At 63.3% G+C, this 15,084-nt stretch carries 12 protein-coding genes; 6 read left to right on the forward strand and 6 right to left on the reverse strand.

Annotation, left to right across the window (positions count from 1 at the left end; genetic code table 11):
- Positions 1-8 precede the first annotated feature (8 nt).
- Positions 9-860: a zinc ABC transporter permease AztB gene (aztB, locus tag BANT918_RS13280; RefSeq protein WP_101620699.1), complete on the reverse strand. Its 852-nt coding sequence runs from the start codon at positions 858-860 to the stop codon at positions 9-11.
- Positions 861-889: 29 nt separating this feature from the next.
- Here aztB and aztA point away from each other — a divergent pair, with 29 nt between their 5' ends.
- Positions 890-1,522: a zinc ABC transporter ATP-binding protein AztA gene (gene aztA, locus BANT918_RS13285; RefSeq protein ID WP_096157623.1), complete on the forward strand. Its 633-nt coding sequence runs from the start codon at positions 890-892 to the stop codon at positions 1,520-1,522.
- Positions 1,523-1,577: 55 nt separating this feature from the next.
- On the opposite strand, the gene BANT918_RS13290 is transcribed toward aztA, so the two are convergent.
- Together BANT918_RS13290 and BANT918_RS13295 are read right to left on the reverse strand one after the other, a co-directional pair.
- On the reverse strand, positions 1,578-5,240 hold the full coding sequence (locus tag BANT918_RS13290; RefSeq protein ID WP_167389477.1) for an efflux RND transporter permease subunit: 3,663 nt from the start codon (positions 5,238-5,240) through the stop codon (positions 1,578-1,580).
- 347 nt (positions 5,241-5,587) lie between these two features.
- Positions 5,588-6,721: a CobW family GTP-binding protein gene (locus tag BANT918_RS13295; RefSeq protein ID WP_208618111.1), complete on the reverse strand. Its 1,134-nt coding sequence runs from the start codon at positions 6,719-6,721 to the stop codon at positions 5,588-5,590.
- A 136-nt stretch (positions 6,722-6,857) separates the two neighbouring features.
- Between BANT918_RS13295 and BANT918_RS13300 the strand changes: the two genes are divergently transcribed.
- Entirely contained in the window at positions 6,858-7,271 is a 414-nt protein-coding gene (locus BANT918_RS13300) for a Fur family transcriptional regulator (protein ID WP_164743360.1), read from the forward strand.
- 64 nt (positions 7,272-7,335) lie between these two features.
- Here BANT918_RS13300 and BANT918_RS13305 read toward each other — a convergent pair whose 3' ends face one another.
- The gene (locus BANT918_RS13305) at positions 7,336-8,406 is read right to left on the reverse strand and encodes a GTP-binding protein (protein ID WP_167389473.1); all 1,071 of its coding nucleotides are present in this window, start codon (positions 8,404-8,406) and stop codon (positions 7,336-7,338) included.
- A 68-nt stretch (positions 8,407-8,474) separates the two neighbouring features.
- Between BANT918_RS13305 and ykgO the strand changes: the two genes are divergently transcribed.
- The gene (gene ykgO, locus BANT918_RS13310) at positions 8,475-8,597 is read left to right on the forward strand and encodes a type B 50S ribosomal protein L36 (protein ID WP_101620703.1); all 123 of its coding nucleotides are present in this window, start codon (positions 8,475-8,477) and stop codon (positions 8,595-8,597) included.
- 7 nt (positions 8,598-8,604) lie between these two features.
- Here ykgO and BANT918_RS13315 read toward each other — a convergent pair whose 3' ends face one another.
- The gene (locus BANT918_RS13315; protein ID WP_167389474.1) at positions 8,605-9,294 is read right to left on the reverse strand and encodes a GntR family transcriptional regulator; all 690 of its coding nucleotides are present in this window, start codon (positions 9,292-9,294) and stop codon (positions 8,605-8,607) included.
- A gap of 533 nt (positions 9,295-9,827) precedes the next feature.
- Between BANT918_RS13315 and BANT918_RS13320 the strand changes: the two genes are divergently transcribed.
- Positions 9,828-11,483: an APC family permease gene (locus BANT918_RS13320; RefSeq protein ID WP_208618112.1), complete on the forward strand. Its 1,656-nt coding sequence runs from the start codon at positions 9,828-9,830 to the stop codon at positions 11,481-11,483.
- Positions 11,484-11,662: 179 nt separating this feature from the next.
- On the opposite strand, the gene mobA is transcribed toward BANT918_RS13320, so the two are convergent.
- Complete coding sequence (gene mobA, locus BANT918_RS13325; protein WP_101620705.1) at positions 11,663-12,298, reverse strand: molybdenum cofactor guanylyltransferase; 636 nt, start codon at positions 12,296-12,298, stop codon at positions 11,663-11,665.
- Between the two features lie 172 nt (positions 12,299-12,470).
- Between mobA and BANT918_RS13330 the strand changes: the two genes are divergently transcribed.
- Positions 12,471-14,195: an amidase gene (locus BANT918_RS13330; protein WP_101620706.1), complete on the forward strand. Its 1,725-nt coding sequence runs from the start codon at positions 12,471-12,473 to the stop codon at positions 14,193-14,195.
- Between the two features lie 96 nt (positions 14,196-14,291).
- Entirely contained in the window at positions 14,292-15,065 is a 774-nt protein-coding gene (locus tag BANT918_RS13335) for an isocitrate lyase/PEP mutase family protein (RefSeq protein ID WP_101620707.1), read from the forward strand.
- Positions 15,066-15,084: the final 19 nt, after the last annotated feature.

A 15,084-nucleotide genomic window follows, 5' to 3' on the forward strand; every position in this document is an offset into this window, starting at 1 on the left:
AGATCTTTCTATTGATAATGGTTCTCATTGTGATGAGTGTATCGTAGCGCACTTCTCACCCGTCTCGCGACGAGCACCGCGAAGAAGACGAGGACGGTGAGCAGCGCAATGGTCGCGCCGGCAGACGTCTGGGCATACCAGCTCACCAGCAGTCCGAAGAAGCACGAGAACGCACCGATCACCGAGGCGGCCGCCATGATCATTCCGACGCGGTCGAAGAGAAGGCAGGCCGTGGCCGGGGGCCCGATAAGGAGCCCGAAGACGAGGAGAGTGCCGACGACCTGGAACGAGGCGACGACCGCCAGGGCCGTGAGCATGAGCATCGCAATATGAGCCCAGCCGGGCCGCATGCCCAGAGTTGCCGCCTTGCGCTCATCGAAGGCGAGCGCGAGGAACGGCCTGTGCAACAGAATGCAGGCCAGCACTCCGAGGCAGGCTGCGACTGTGAGGATGATCAGGTCCTGGCCGCGGACCCCGAGCACGTCACCGAACAGGAAGCCCGTGAGGTCGACGGCGAATGATTGGGAGTGGGACACGATAACCACGCCGATGGCCAGCATTCCGACGAAGAGCAGTCCGATGCCGACGTCTTGGGACAGCTTCGACTCGCGCGATACCCAGGTGATCCCGGCCGCCATCACCAGCGCACTGACCGCCGCGCCGATCATGAGCTGACCGCCGAGGAGCGCCGCGATTGCGACTCCCGGCAGCATCCCGTGCGACATCGCATCCCCGAAGAAGGCCAGGCCGCGCAGGACGACCCAGGTGCCAATGCACCCACAAAGCACGGCAGCGAGCACACCGGCAATGAGGGCACGGAGAACGAAGGACACCTCAAAGGGCGCAAGCAGGAATTCCATTCGATGATGATAACCATTATTGTTATCGAATGGGCAATCCGATCACAGTCGCAGACCTGACCTGCCACCATGGTGACCATCTCGCGGTGAAAGGCGTGTCACTGACAGCAGTCCCGGGCCAGGTCACAGCACTTGTCGGGGCCAACGGTTCGGGCAAATCGACCGTCCTCATGGCGCTGGCCGGCCTGCTCAGGCCGACGAGCGGCACGATCTCCGGCCGTCCGGCCAGCATCGCATTCGTGCCTCAGCGCAGCACGGCTCCCGACCACCTGCCGATCACCGTCCGGCAGACTGTCGCGATGGGCAGGTGGGCCTCCTGCGGGCCGTTGACTCGCCTCGGCGGTGAGGACAGACGCATCATCGATGACTGCCTGGCACGTCTGCGGATCAGCGACCTCGCCTCGCGACGCCTTGGGTCGCTCTCCGGCGGACAGCGTCAGCGCGCTCTCGTGGCGCAGGGCTTGGCGCAGCGCCCCGAGCTGCTCCTCCTCGACGAGCCGCTGGCCGGCATCGATATTCACGCGGCCGTGGACATCGCCGAGGCCATCGACTCCGAGCGCAACCGCGGCGCCACGATCGTCATGGCCACGCACGAGCGCGCCCAGGCCGAGCGTGCCGATCATGTCGTCCGGCTCGAGCAGGGCGTCCTCGCAGCGGGTTGACGGGGACGGCTGGCTGCCTGCCGACGCTGACATCGACCTGCCGCCGCGGTCAGGGTCACTCCTCCCTGTACCCGGCGTCCACCTCGGCGGTCTCCGCTTCGATCCTTGCCTCATCGGCATCGCGCTTCGCCGCGGCCTTCGCGTCGTGGCGCTCGGCCCGGCGCTCCTTGCGTCGCTCGACGAGGAGGTAGAGGGCAGGCACGAGGATCAGAGTCAGCACGGTCGAGGAGGTCAGACCGCCGATGACGACGATCGCCAGCGGCTGGGAGATGAAGACTCCCCCACCTGTGAGCCCCAGTGACATGGGCACGAGTGCGAAGACCGTGGCAGCGGCCGTCATCAGGATCGGGCGCAGACGCAGACGGGTGCCGTGGATGATCGCATCCATCAGCCCCATTCCGTGTTCACGAAGCTTGTTGATGAGGTCCATGAGCACGATCGCGTTGGTCACCACGATGCCGATGAGCATGAGGAGACCGATGAGCGAGGGAATGCCCAGCGGCGTTCCGGTCAGCAGCAACAGCAGCACGGCACCGGTCGCGGCGAACGGGATCGACACGAGCAGGACCAATGGCTGCACGAAGCTGCGGAAGGTCGCGATCATGACAAGGAAGACCAGCGCGATCGCCACCAGCATCGCCCATCCCAGCTGAGCGAAAGAATCAGCTTGCTCCTGGCTGGCGCCTCCGACGTCGAAGCTCACACCAGCGGGCAGGTCCATGCTCGAGGTCAGCGCACTCGCCTCGGCGGATACGGGATTGAGCTGCCCTTCGGCCGGTGTGGCGAACACGGTGACCTGACGGTCCCCGTCCTCACGAGTGATCGTGGCAGGAGTCTCGGTCTCATCGACGTTCGCGATCTCATCGACCGTGATCGGCTCACCCTTGATGTCGGGGATCGCTGCCTGCTCGTCGGCGAGGTCCTGCTCCTCGTTCTGGTTCTCCTCCTGCTCACGCTGGCCATCGACCAGGTCATCGATAGCGTCGTTGGCTTCGTTCAGACCCTTCTGCGCCTGCTCGACTCCTTCTTCGGCCTGGTCGACCTGCTCGGCCGCCATATCATCAGGGCTCGGTGCCGGTGGAGGATTCTTTGCGTCCCTCAGTGCTTTTCGAGCCTCTTCCAACTGATCGGCGGCATTGTCCCGGGCCTCGCGTGCAGAGTCGAGCTGCTCGGCCGCGTCGTCCTCGGCCTTGGCCTTGGCTTCGTCGGCCCTGCGATCGGTCTTCTCCTCAACGGCGTCGGTCGCGTCCTCCTGCGCGTTCTGCGTCTGCACCTCGGTGACCGGAAGCTCCAAGGCTCGGATCTCATCGGGTGTCGCATCAGGGTGGGTCGGTGCGAGGAAGATGTCTCGCTCCTTGCCCTCCAATGTCAGAGTGCCGGCCTCGCTGCCCTGCAGGGCAGCGGCGATGGCCTGGCCCACCTCAGCCTGGCTGTAGCCGTAGTCCGCGGCCTTCTCACGGTCGACGTCGACATGGATGATCGGCTGATCGGAGGCGAGGTCGTTGCGGGCGTTCGTCACACCCTCGGTCTCACTCATCTTCTTCGTCACCGCGTCAGCGGCCTCGCCGAGGGCCTTCATATCAGAGCCGGCCAGCTTGATCTCGACGTCCTCATTCGTGCTGCCGGAGGCGTCCTGAACATCGGCCTCACCGATATCCTCACCGAGGCTCTCGACCTGGGACCGAATCCGGTTCGTCGCCGCCTTCGCATCGGAGTCGGTCTTCAACGTGATGTTGAAGGAATTCTCGGCGCCGGTTTCTGGCCCATTGACCGTCGTCGAATAGGTATCGACGTCGGGGTCGGAGGCGAGCACGTCTTCGATCTTCTTCGCCGCCTCGTCGCTGGCCTCGAGCGAGGCTCCGGCGGGCAACGTCTGTGAAATGTAGAGGGAGCCCTGTCCCGCAGATCCGAGGAGATCGGTCTTGAGGAAGCTGGCCATCATCATGGTGACGGCGAAGATCGCCACAGAGATGACGATGGTCCGCCATGGGTGCCTCAGTGCCGCGAGAATGGCAGGCAGGCTGCGCTGCTGGAGACGGTCGACCCGGTCGGAGGCCTCACCGTCACCGGGCATCGGCTCCACCGGAGCATCGGCAGTCGCCGCTGGAAGCAGTGTCTTGCCCTTGGCCTCGCGCTTCGCGTTCTTCTTCTCGATCTTCCTCTGGCGGCGCTCCGCTCGCTTGATGCCCTTCTCACGATGCTTCTGGGCCCAGGCCTCATAGCTTGCATCGGTGGCAGCCTGGCGCTTCGGGGACAGAGGCTTCGGGCTCTTGCGCAGCACCCAGTAGCTGAAGACGGGAACAATGGTCAGAGCCACAACGAGAGAGCCGAGCAGAGCCAACGTCACGGTCACGGAGAACGGGCGGAACAGCTGCCCGGCGATGCCGTCGACGAAGGCGATGGGCAGGAATACAGCCACAGTGGTCAGCGTCGATGCGGTGATGGCCCCGGCGACCTGCTTGACCGAGGCGACGATGTCATCGACCGTCAGCTCGGTCGTGCCCTGCCGTCTGCGGATGTTCTCGATGACGACGATGGAGTCGTCGACGACGCGTCCGACAGCGATGGTCAGGGCACCCAGGGTGAGGATGTTGAGTGTGTAGTCCCCGACCATCAGTCCGATCATGGCAATGAGCAGCGACATCGGGATGGAGATCGCGGCGACGACTGTGGAGCGGAAGGAGCCGAGGAAGGCCAGGATCACGAGGATGGCGAAGAACAGCCCGAGCCCGCCTTCGACGGACAGATCGTGGATCGACTTCTCGATCTCTGGTGCCTGATCGAAGATCGTGGAGAACGCGATGTCGTCCCCGAGTTTCGGACCCATCGTGTCGAGGACCTCGTTGACGCCGTGGGAGACTTCGACGACATTGTCATCCTGCCCCTTGGTCACGGACACCGTCACAGCATCGTTGCCGTCGGCACGCGAATACGAGGTCTTCTCCACCGAGTCGAGCTCAACATCGGCTACCTCACCCAGCAGGACCGTTCCATCGGCCGTTCGCAGCGGAGTCTTCTCGATCTGGTCGACGGCGTCGAGTTCGCCGCCCACCTCGACCGACAGAGACTTGTCACCGGTTGCGCTCTGTCCGGCTGGGACGACGGTTCCCGCAGCGGTGAGCTCATCTGGCACCGAGGTGGTGACGACATTCTTGTCGTTGACGTCGTTGGGCCGGAAGCTGATGTTGACCCGCTGCTCGGTCTGTCCGGCCACCTCGACGCCTGCGACGCCGCCGACGGCTTGGAGTTCAGGCACAAGCTCGTTCTCGACGAGGTCACCGAGCTTCTGTGCATCTTCTCCCCCGGAGACGGCGAACATGACCACCGGAACGTCGTCGATCTGCTGGGAGAGCACCTCCGCCTCGGCGCCCTCGGGAAGGTCGGCCTTCGTGGAGTCGACGGCGGACCGGACCTCGTCCGTCATCTCCTCGGCGTCCTTGCCGAAGGGCCAGGTGACGTCAGCCGTCATCGATCCCGCCGAGGAGGTTGTGGTCACCGCTTCGAGGTCACCGACCCCGTCGAGCGCAGTTTCGATCGGCTTGGTCACCGTCTCCTCAACGACCTCTGGTGAGGCCCCGGGAATCGTGACCTGCACAGAGGTGCCCGGCATCTCGACCGAGGGCATCGTCTCCTGGTTGAGCGAGGTGGTCGCTACGACGCCGAAGACGGCGATCACAAGGGTGAGCAGTCCGACGATGAGACGGTTCTTCAGACTCATCCTGGTGATCAGGGACACGGGTTTCCTCCGGGTTTTGGGCATACGGGAGCTGCAGATGGGTGGAGCGGTGATTTTCGGTGGTGGTGCTCGAGTGATTCGGTGAGGCGGCGGTGCGGTGGCGGTCAGTGCGTCGGCGGGGATGGTCCGGGTGAGGGTGGAACGAGTTCAGTCTTTCAGTCCGGTCTGGTCGACGCGTCCCCCGAAAGTTGTCTTCTTCCTCCCCCAAAAGGCTGAGTACAGCACGGGAGGCTGGTCATGATTCGATCGTATGAGCGCCGAAGGCCGCAGGCGCGGGTGTTTTCCTCCGTACTGGAGGCAGGTAACACCACAGTCGTGTTCAGCTGTGGTCAGCTGTGAAGGCGTACGTAGTGGCGGAGTCGCTCCACTCCACTCGAGCCTCCATTGCCGCTCAACGCAACCTCCAGCTTTGCCCTGACGGCCGCCTCGTCGAAGGATTCACCGATGACGACTAGTGCGCTGTCCCAGTTCTGCTCTTGTGGTGCGGCTGCGGACACATAGACGTTCGGGCCCACCACCTGGAGTCCGTAGCGCCTGCGCCTACCCCTGTCGTCGACGAGAATCGAGCCCTTCGCCCGGTAGACCCCGGCAGGCAGATCTTCGAGGATGTCGAGCACGGCTCCGGCGTCGGCACTTCCGTGAGCGGTGATCGTCACCGATTGTGCGTGCTTGTGAACCGGGACGTTTTCGCCATTGCCGTCGTGGCTCTCCTGGGCGGCTTCGGCGTAGGCCTGCCGGATGAGTTCCCGGATCGGCAGCTCAGCTTGGATGGGTTCTGCGTTCGCGCCGTCGCCTTCACCCGTGCCGACGCTCGGTCGAGCACTGTCTCCGCCTCGTTCGGCTCCCGCTCCGGGATCGAAGATGAGTGTCGGGTCTAGTCGGCCATAGCTGGTGCCGACGACGAGCAATCGCGGATTGCGCTGATGGACCCGCTCCCGGATCGCGTCGACAGCAGGCTCACGTTCTGCTTCCGGCAATTGGTCGAGCTTGTTGACGAGCACCAGGGTCGTCGCCGCATAGCGCATCGGCGGTGCGGTTTCGGTGTCGACCGTGGCCGCATGCATGGTGGCGTCGACGACGTCGATGACCCCGCCGAGGTGGAAGCGGTGGTGGCCCATGCGGGTGACCATGCGTGCCAAGGTCAGCGGTTCGGCGAAGCCGCTTGCTTCGACGATGATGGCGTCGAGACGCAGCCGCGGTTTCGCGAGAGCAGTGAGCGCATCCTCGAGAGAGGTGTCGTCGTCAAGGCAGCAGATGCATCCGCCCGAGATGGAGAAGGGCTCATCGACCTGCCCGACGACGAGGCCCGCGTCGATATTGAGATCGCCGAAGTCGTTGACGACGACCCCGATGCGCGCATCAGGGTGGCGCAGCAGGTGGTTGAGGAGACTGGTTTTTCCCGCGCCCAAGTAGCCGGTCAGGAGGATCACCGGAACGGCGCCTGCGGACTGCTTCCTGCTCACTTGTCCTCCGCACCTGTCGCCTGGCTGCCACTCGTCATCCGCTAATGGTAACGTTTTTCATTAATATCGGAACACATCAACGTATGCGCATATGCTCACAGGACCAGCTGCGCTGCACAGTCGGAGGCAGAAGGACATGACGGCTGAAGAACCCAAGAAGACTCGGAGCACGGCCCAGAAGGCCGTGATCAGCTCCGCGCTCGAGAGTGAGAAGCGCTTCGTCTCCGCCCAGCAGCTCCATCGAACCCTTGAGGACCAGGGTCACACGGTGGGATTGGCCACCGTCTACCGACAGCTCAACGCTCTGAGTGAGTCCGGTGGCGCCGACTCCATCACGATTGCCGAGAAGCAGTTGTTTCGCGCCTGCGCCCAGGACGAGCATCACCATCACCTGGTGTGCGAGAACTGCGGCAAGGCTGTGGAGATCGAACCGCCCAGTGAGGACTGGATCACCACCACGGCTCAATCACATGGCTTCGAAGTCACCCGACACGTGTTCGAGATCTTCGGACTCTGCGCCGAGTGCTCCGCTTTGGCGAAGAACAGGTAACAACCTCGGCGAATAGCCTGCATCATCCGTCGTTGGACCTGATCGACGAGCCGCATCGGCGGCCCTACGTCGCCGTCGTGCTCCACGCCGGAAACTCGTCGGGGAAGTTCGCCCACACCATGGGGCCTGCCGCCAGCTCCGCATGGCTGAGGGCTGCGTCGTCGAGGATCTGCCGCAGCCGGACCTCGTCGAGTCCGGTGCCGATGAATGCCAGGTCCTGGCCGAAGGCGAGAAGCTCGTCCTCGGCGCCAAGGCTGTCATCGAGTGCCAAGGGAGAGAGCGTGAATATGCGGCCGACTTGGTCCCACTGGGCCGTGATGTGCGGACGCGAGGCCAATCGCGCGAAGCCGGCCGAACGCAGAATGTGCCCACGGTGCCCGTGAAACAGGCATGTGTTCAGCGCGTGATGCAGGCGCCCTGGGTGGAAGGGGCGATACTGCTCGTAGCGAATGGCTTCGACCACGCAGGATTGCCGCTGCGACGGAAGTTCCTGGTTGAGGATCGACACCCAGCCGGCATTCGGCGGCTGCTGCGAATAGGTCTTCCCGGAGGGACTGTGTAGGCCGTCACTACGGTCACGACCATGCACGTCGCAGGGATTCGCGACGAGTCTCTGCTCGGCCCACGGAGCAAGCTTGCTGACCAGTGAGGTCGCCCGTTCGAGTGCCCTCGGCCGGAGCGATCCCCCATTGACGACTGCGATCGTCGAGGCGAATTCGATCTGGGCGACGATCAGCTCAGCCTTCGAGGCGATGACGCCTCCGTCGTCCGCATCACCGATCAGAGGAAGTCTGATGAACTCTTCGGAGTCGAGGTCTGCAAGCAAACATCCCACGTCGAGAACGCAGACGAGGTCGATGAGTCTCGTTCCGGCATCCGGAGCAGTGAGGGAGCCGACGATCTCCATCACCGGCACCCCTATCGGGTACTCCAGAACCAAGCCCTGAACGTGGATCGACTTGCGCATCAGATCGACCGCCCTGTCGACTGTTTCGAGCCCTTGGCCCGTCTGGTCAGCAGGGACGAAGACGAATCCCTGGGCTTCCGCAATGCCCCGGGCGCAGCTGCTCCGCTCCTGGGCACATGCGCCGGTCACTGCAATCACATCGACATCGGCACCACTTGGTACTGGCATTGGCGTCCTTCCCATAAAGAATCTACTGTTAAGACTAACAATACTCATTCTCATTAAGGAGATCAGTCATGAAGGTTCGCAATTCCCTGCGCTCGATCAAGAAGCAGCCAGGCTCACAGGTCGTACGCCGCCGCGGCCGCGTCTATGTCATCAACAAGCTCAACCCCCGATTCAAGGCACGTCAGGGCTGAGCCAACCTCAGCGGGAGCGCTTGGACCCGCCCGCACCGCTGTGCGTGAAGACCTCGGGGTAGAGCTCGACGAGCTTTCTGGTGTGGCGGATATGCAGCGCCATCATCGCCTCCGCGGATTCGATGTCGCCGTCGACGACCGCCCTGAGGATCATGCGATGCTCGGCGAAGATATCCTCTCGCCGGGAGCGACGGGTGCCTGCGTTCGGCGCCAGCAGCTGCCTGCGGTAGTAGTGGGTGAGGTTCCACAGGTGGTCGACCGTGTCGTGGAGTCTGATCGTCGTAGGACCAGCCATCAACGCTCGGTGGAAATCATGATCGCGCTCGAGGAACTCACCGGGCTCGATCGCCACTTCCACCCGTTGGGCGCAAGCCTCGAACTCGATGAATGACTCGGCCGTGTGCGTAGGCATCGCCATCCTCAGCAGCAGGGGCTCCAGCCGTTCCCGCATCAGATAGATCTCCCGGCACTCGTCGAGATCAAGCGTGGAGACCCACGCGCCGGTCGATGCCACGAGAGTGACCGGTCCGGAGGATTCGAGGATGCGCAGAGTCTCCCTGATCGGCAGTCTACTCACGCCGAATTCCTCGGCGATCTCCTCCTGTCTGATCCTGGTCCCGGGAAGCAGAGTGCCCTGGATGATCCGCGACCTCAGCTCGGCCGCAATTCTGGCGCTGGCCGCCTGATCATGTGTCACAGCTCGACTTCCCTTCATCGATCGCGGTGCTCACGCGATGTCCACTCGCGGGCAGGCTCCTACCCTCGGACGCGCACCCTCCGACATCAGTCTGCTGACATCCGCCTCTGCGGTGAAGCATAGCCCCCGTCGCACTCTGCGAATACGCGCCCGGGGCCATGCGATGTCCCCTGACCGAAGACACGCCGCACTGATTGCAACCAAACTGCAATCCGCTGCTGTCTCCCACTAAATCGCCTCGAAATGACGAATTGCTTCCTGAGAATTCCGCACGCAATTGGATCCAATGTGACAACACGACATTCAATAACTTCCGGTCATTCCTGAGATCACAGAAACATCATTTCCAAGCATTGGATCCAATCGATACCATTTCCTGACATTGCGCAGAATACTGAGTATCGATGCTGGTCACATGAGGTATATAAAGGTTCTCAAAAAGCCTGGAAATCGACTTCAGCGTGATTGACATCACCTATTCCAAAGGAGCAAACTTCAACAGTTGAAAGCTGTTAGGCACAATCGAAAGGGCAATGATGTCCACAATCATTCCCCCGGCATCCGGACAACCAACGAAGGTCGAGGTCCGGGCCGATAAGGGGCTCAAGAGAGACATCGGGAAGATCGGCCTTCTCTTCACCGGTGTCGGTTCGATCATCGGTTCCGGTTGGCTCTTCGGAGCATTCAACGCCTCGGTGATGGTCGGCCCCGCATCACTCATCTCCTGGGCGCTGGGCGCGGTCATGATGATCTTCGTGGCGCTGAACTATGCCGAGCTCGGCGTGATGTTCCCCGTCGCCGGCGGCGTCATCCGCTTCCCCCACTTCTCCTTCGGCTCATTCGCCAGCTTCACCAGCGGTTGGATCACCTGGCTCTCTGTGGCCGCGACTGTGCCCATCGAAGTCATGGCCGCTGTTCAGTACGCCTCGAGCTATCTCCCCTGGCTGATGCACACGGTGGACGACGTCGCTGTCCTCACCGGCCCGGGCATCGCGGTGAGCATCGCCCTGATGCTGGTCTTCAGCTTCATCAACCTCTACGGAGTCCAGCTCTTCGCACGGTTCAACAACGTCCTCGTGTGGTGGAAGCTCGCCGTCATCGTCCTCGTCATCGTCGTGTTCTTCGCGCTCTCGTTCAACCCCGGCCACTTCGCCAGCCAGCAGTTCGGCGGATTCGCACCCAACGGAATCGGACCGATCTTCGCAGCTCTCCCCGCTGCCGGGATCGTCTTCTCCTACCTCGGATTCCGCCAAGGCGTCGAGTTCGCCGGCGAGACGACGAACCCGCAGAAGAATGTCCCCTTCGCGGTCATCGGGTCGATCCTCGTCACCGGCGTCATCTACATCGCACTGCAGGCGGCCTTCATCGGCGCGCTGCCCTCGGACCTCCTCGACGGCGGCTGGAAGAACCTGGCCTTCACCAATGACGCAGGCCCTCTCGCTGAGATCTCTCTGCTGCTGGGTGCCGTATGGCTGGCAGTCATCCTCTACGGTGATGCGATCGTCTCCCCCGCTGACACCGGCCTGATCTACACTGCACTGGCTCCTCGCCTGTCCTATTCACAAGCGAAGGTCGGCAACGCTCCACGCGCCCTGGCCAAGCTCAACAAGCACGGCGTCCCGTGGATCTCGCTGCTCGTTGTGTTCATCGTCTCCTGCATCATGTTCCTGCCGTTCCCCTCATGGGCGAAACTGGTCGGATTCATCACCTCCGGCACCGTGCTCTCATTCGCCACGGGTCCGGTGGTCGTAGCCGCGCTGCGCCGTCAGCTGCCCGATCAGGAACGTCCATTCAAACTGCCCGGCAACGATGTGCTGCCGATCGTCGGCTTCATCTGCGCGAACCTCATCGTGTACTGGACAGGCTGGGAGACGAACTGGAAGCTCTTCCTGGCTGTGGCCATCGGCTACGTCGTAATGATCCTCCACCACATCTTCACCAAGGACAAGAGCCGTCTGCCGGATCTGAAGATGCGCTCCGGTTGGTGGATGATCCTGTGGATGGTCGGCCTGGTCGTCCTCAGCCTCATCGGCCATTACGGCGGTGGACTCGACATCATGGGCTTCGTCTGGGGTGAGCTCATCACGGTGATCTTCTCGGTCGTCGTCTTCCACGTCGGCATCAGCTGCCGGCTGAGCCCGGAAGAGGCGGTGGAAGCTGTCGAGCAGACTCAGCGTGCGGACGACTGAGTTCGTATGGCCTGAGTTCGTACTGCCTAAGGCTGTACTGCCTGAGTCTGTATGGCAGATTCGCCTTCGAAGCCGCCTCGACGTTTGAACGCGTCGGGGCGGCTTCGGCACTCTCGGAACCAGATTCAGCTGCGCTCGACCACATGCGTTCGTCTGAGGCGAGTACATGTGGTCCAGGTTCAACTGTCGTTGTCGATGCGGGTGCGGATGCGGTCGAAGGCGGCGGCCGTGTCGAAGTCGGCAACGATGCCCGGATCCACGTCAACGAGAGTGGGGTCGAGCCCCGAGAACAGCCACTTCACCGCACCGTTCGTCGGGTCCCCGATGGCGTCCAAGCGCGAAATCAGCAGCCCCGTCGGCCACGCGGCGCAGAGGAACTGGGTCTTTCCCCGGTCATCGGTCCCCGCAGCCGGAAACCCTGTGCGCCTGCAGGCTTCGATCAGATCGCCGAGGTGGTCGGCAGTGATCAGGGGCATGTCCGCGGCCAGCACCAGGGTCACATCCGCAGACGTTGCAGACTCGAGAGCATACGATGCGTCATCGTGGGCACGGGCTGCTGCACTTGCCGCCGCGATCCCAGCCAGCGGACCGGCGAAAGCGGGTTCCTCACGAACAGAATGCACTGATTCCTGCTCCGTGGCAGACAATCCGTCGCCCGGTCCGGCCACCCACACCTCGGCGTCGGGATCGACTGTGCGAACCGTGCGGAGGATGCGGGAGATCACGGTGATCCCGCCCAGCTCGACTGCGGGTTTGTGGACGCCGCCGAAGCGGTTCGAGCGGCCGCCGCTGAGTATGATCGCCGTGATCGACATGCCCCGATCCTACGCGGGACGACGGCATCGGCAACGGGATCCGCACGACATTTCCGACGCCGGTGAGCAATACTGTGAGACATCACCAGTTCATGGCGGGCTGTGTCGCGTAGGACATCGTCGACCCGGCCGAGGCGCCCGTACACACCGGAATTGCACGGAGGAATCGCGAATGACGAAGTTCGATGTTGTCGAAGCATCCATCGCCTCACTGCGAGCGGCCCTCGAGGAGGGAACCATCACCTCGGTGGGGCTCGTCGAGGCCTACCAGGCTCGCATCGCCGCCTTCGACGGCCCCGATACGAAGACCCGGCTCAACTCCGTGATCGTGGCCAACCCGGAGGCCCTCGCCGAGGCGGCCGCATCCGACGAGCGACGTGCCCAGGGTCAGACGCTGGGCCCTCTCGACGGGATCCCGTACACCGCGAAGGACAGCTACATGGTCGCCGGCCTGTCCGTGGCCGCTGGTTCCCCCGCGTTCGCCGAGCTCATCGCCCAGAAGGATGCCTTCACAATCGAACGTCTCCGTGGTGCCGGGGCCATCTGTCTGGGCCTGACAAATATGCCACCGATGGCCAACGGGGGCATGCAGCGCGGACTCTACGGTCGAGCCGAAAGTCCCTACAACCTCGAGTGGCTGACCAGTGCATTCGCTTCGGGTTCCTCGAATGGCTCCGGGACTGCGACGACCGCAAGCTTCGCCGCCTTCGGTCTCGGCGAGGAGACCTGGTCCTCGGGGCGGGCTCCGGCCTCACACAATGCGCTCATCGCCTACACCCCGTCTCGCGGCGTCATCTCGGTGCGCGGCAACTGGCCGCTCGTGCCCACGATGGACGTCGTCGTCCCTCACACTCGGTCGATGGCTGATCTGTGCGAGGTCCTTGACGTCATCGTCGCCGACGATACCGAGACTCGTGGTGACTTCTGGCGGGTCCAGCCCTGGGTCGAGATCCCGGCCGCTTCTGCCATTCGCCCCGACTCCTATGCCGCACTTCTGCCGACCGATGCGACTGCGGCCCGTTCGGCGCTGGCGGGCAAACGATTGGCCATCCCGAAGATGTACATCAATGCCGATGCTGAGGCGGGCACGAACCCCGAGGGCGGCATCGGCGGGCCGACGGGACAGCGGATCGAGACTCGAGCCTCGGTGATCGCTGCGTGGGAACAGGCTCGTCGCGACCTCGAAGCCGCCGGAGCCCAGGTGGTCGAGACCGACTTCCCCGTCGTGAGCAACTACGAAGGCGATCGCCCCGGCGCACCGACGATCAAGACCCGCGGCATCGTGAGCACCGCCTTCCTCGACCGGGAGATCAATGACCTCTCCGCGTGGGCCTGGGACGATTTCCTCGCTGCCAACGGAGATCCGAATCGGTCAACGCTGACCGGGGTGGACGGGATGAAGATCTTCCCCCACCCGGACGGCGCCCTCCCTGATCGCTTCACCGGGTTCGAGGACGACATCGCCGAATACCCGCAGCTGGCCAAGGCCCGCCCCTACACCTCGGTGGCAGAGATCCCCGAGCTCGAAGACGGCATCCGCGGCCTAGAGGTGACTCGTCGTATCGATCTCGAGGAATGGATGGACACCAACGGCTTCGACGCCGTCATCTACCCGGCGATGGCTGATGTGGGGCCGGCCGATATGGATGTCAACGAAGCCTCGGCGGACCTCGGGTGGCGCAACGGCACCTGGGTCGCCAACGGCAACCTGGTGCCACGCCACCTCGGCATCCCCTCAGTCACGGTGCCCATGGGAACGATGACCGACACCGACATTCCGATCGGGCTGACGATTTCGGGGCGCGGCTGGGACGATGCGTTGCTCATCGAACTCGCCGCAGCGTTCGAAGCCACCGGCGACCGTCGTGAGGAGCCGCCGCGGACACCGAGGCTGTGAAGTCGAGGGTGCGAAGACGAGGATTCAACTGAAATCTTCGGGTGAACTCGCCAGATTACTGGATCGTAGCAACCAATCGGTGGAACAGTATTGGACATGACTGATTTCACTGTTCTTGCCGAACGCGCCTTCACCCTGCTCGAAGCCCATCAACAGGATCATCCGATCGTCCTTCCGACCGTATGGGATTCCTGGTCGGCCCATGCCATGGTCGACTCGGGGTTCAATGCACTGAGCATCGGATCCCACCCGCTTGCAAATTCTGTGGGGGCCGACGACGGTGAGGCCATGAGCCTGAGCCAAGCCCTGGCCGGAATCGCGCGCGTCTGCGGATCTGTCGACGTTCCAGTCTCCGCGGATCTGGAATCCGGCTACGATACCCCGGCGCCGGATCTCATCGCCGGACTCCTCGAGGCCGGTGCTGTGGGGGTCAACATCGAGGACACCGTCCACAGCGAGGGACGGATGCGCAGCGCTGAGGAGCATGCCGAGTACATCGGCGATCTGCGTCGCGCCGCGGACGCGCAACGGGTGCACGTGGTGATCAACGCCCGCACCGATGTGTTCAAGAATCCAGGTGATTTCTCCGATCCCACCGCCGAGGCGATCCATCGCCTCAATCTGTGCGCCGAGGCGGGTGCGGATTCCGTCTATCCGGTCAGGCTGCCTGACACCGACACGCTCAAGACCATACTGTCGCAGGTGAGCCTGCCACTCAATGTCACGGCTCACCCGATCAAGGGTGCCGTGCCCGACGAGCTCGATCTCTCGCAGCTGCAGGACCTTGGGGTGAAGCGTGTGACCTTCGGGCCACTGCTGCAGTCCGCAATGTATGACTACTTCGCCAAGTTCACCAGAAACTGGCACTGACCACAGCACACCCCAGCGC

The organism is Brevibacterium antiquum CNRZ 918, assembly GCF_900169145.1.
GTDB classification, from domain to species: Bacteria; Actinomycetota; Actinomycetes; order Actinomycetales; family Brevibacteriaceae; genus Brevibacterium; species Brevibacterium koreense.

Excerpts from the sequence above, each read along its gene's own strand:
- BANT918_RS13305 (WP_167389473.1), bottom strand. The coding sequence starts at position 8,406 with ATGCCAGTACCAAGTGGTGCCGATGTCGATGTGATTGCAGTGACCGGC.
- BANT918_RS13300 (WP_164743360.1), top strand. The coding sequence starts at position 6,858 with ATGACGGCTGAAGAACCCAAGAAGACTCGGAGCACGGCCCAGAAGGCC.
- aztB (WP_101620699.1), bottom strand. The coding sequence starts at position 860 with ATGGAATTCCTGCTTGCGCCCTTTGAGGTGTCCTTCGTTCTCCGTGCC.
- BANT918_RS13330 (WP_101620706.1), top strand. The coding sequence starts at position 12,471 with ATGACGAAGTTCGATGTTGTCGAAGCATCCATCGCCTCACTGCGAGCG.
- BANT918_RS13290 (WP_167389477.1), bottom strand. The coding sequence starts at position 5,240 with ATGAGTCTGAAGAACCGTCTCATCGTCGGACTGCTCACCCTTGTGATC.
- BANT918_RS13320 (WP_208618112.1), top strand. The coding sequence starts at position 9,828 with ATGATGTCCACAATCATTCCCCCGGCATCCGGACAACCAACGAAGGTC.
- aztA (WP_096157623.1), top strand. The coding sequence starts at position 890 with ATGGGCAATCCGATCACAGTCGCAGACCTGACCTGCCACCATGGTGAC.
- mobA (WP_101620705.1), bottom strand. The coding sequence starts at position 12,298 with ATGTCGATCACGGCGATCATACTCAGCGGCGGCCGCTCGAACCGCTTC.
- BANT918_RS13335 (WP_101620707.1), top strand. The coding sequence starts at position 14,292 with ATGACTGATTTCACTGTTCTTGCCGAACGCGCCTTCACCCTGCTCGAA.
- ykgO (WP_101620703.1), top strand. The coding sequence starts at position 8,475 with ATGAAGGTTCGCAATTCCCTGCGCTCGATCAAGAAGCAGCCAGGCTCA.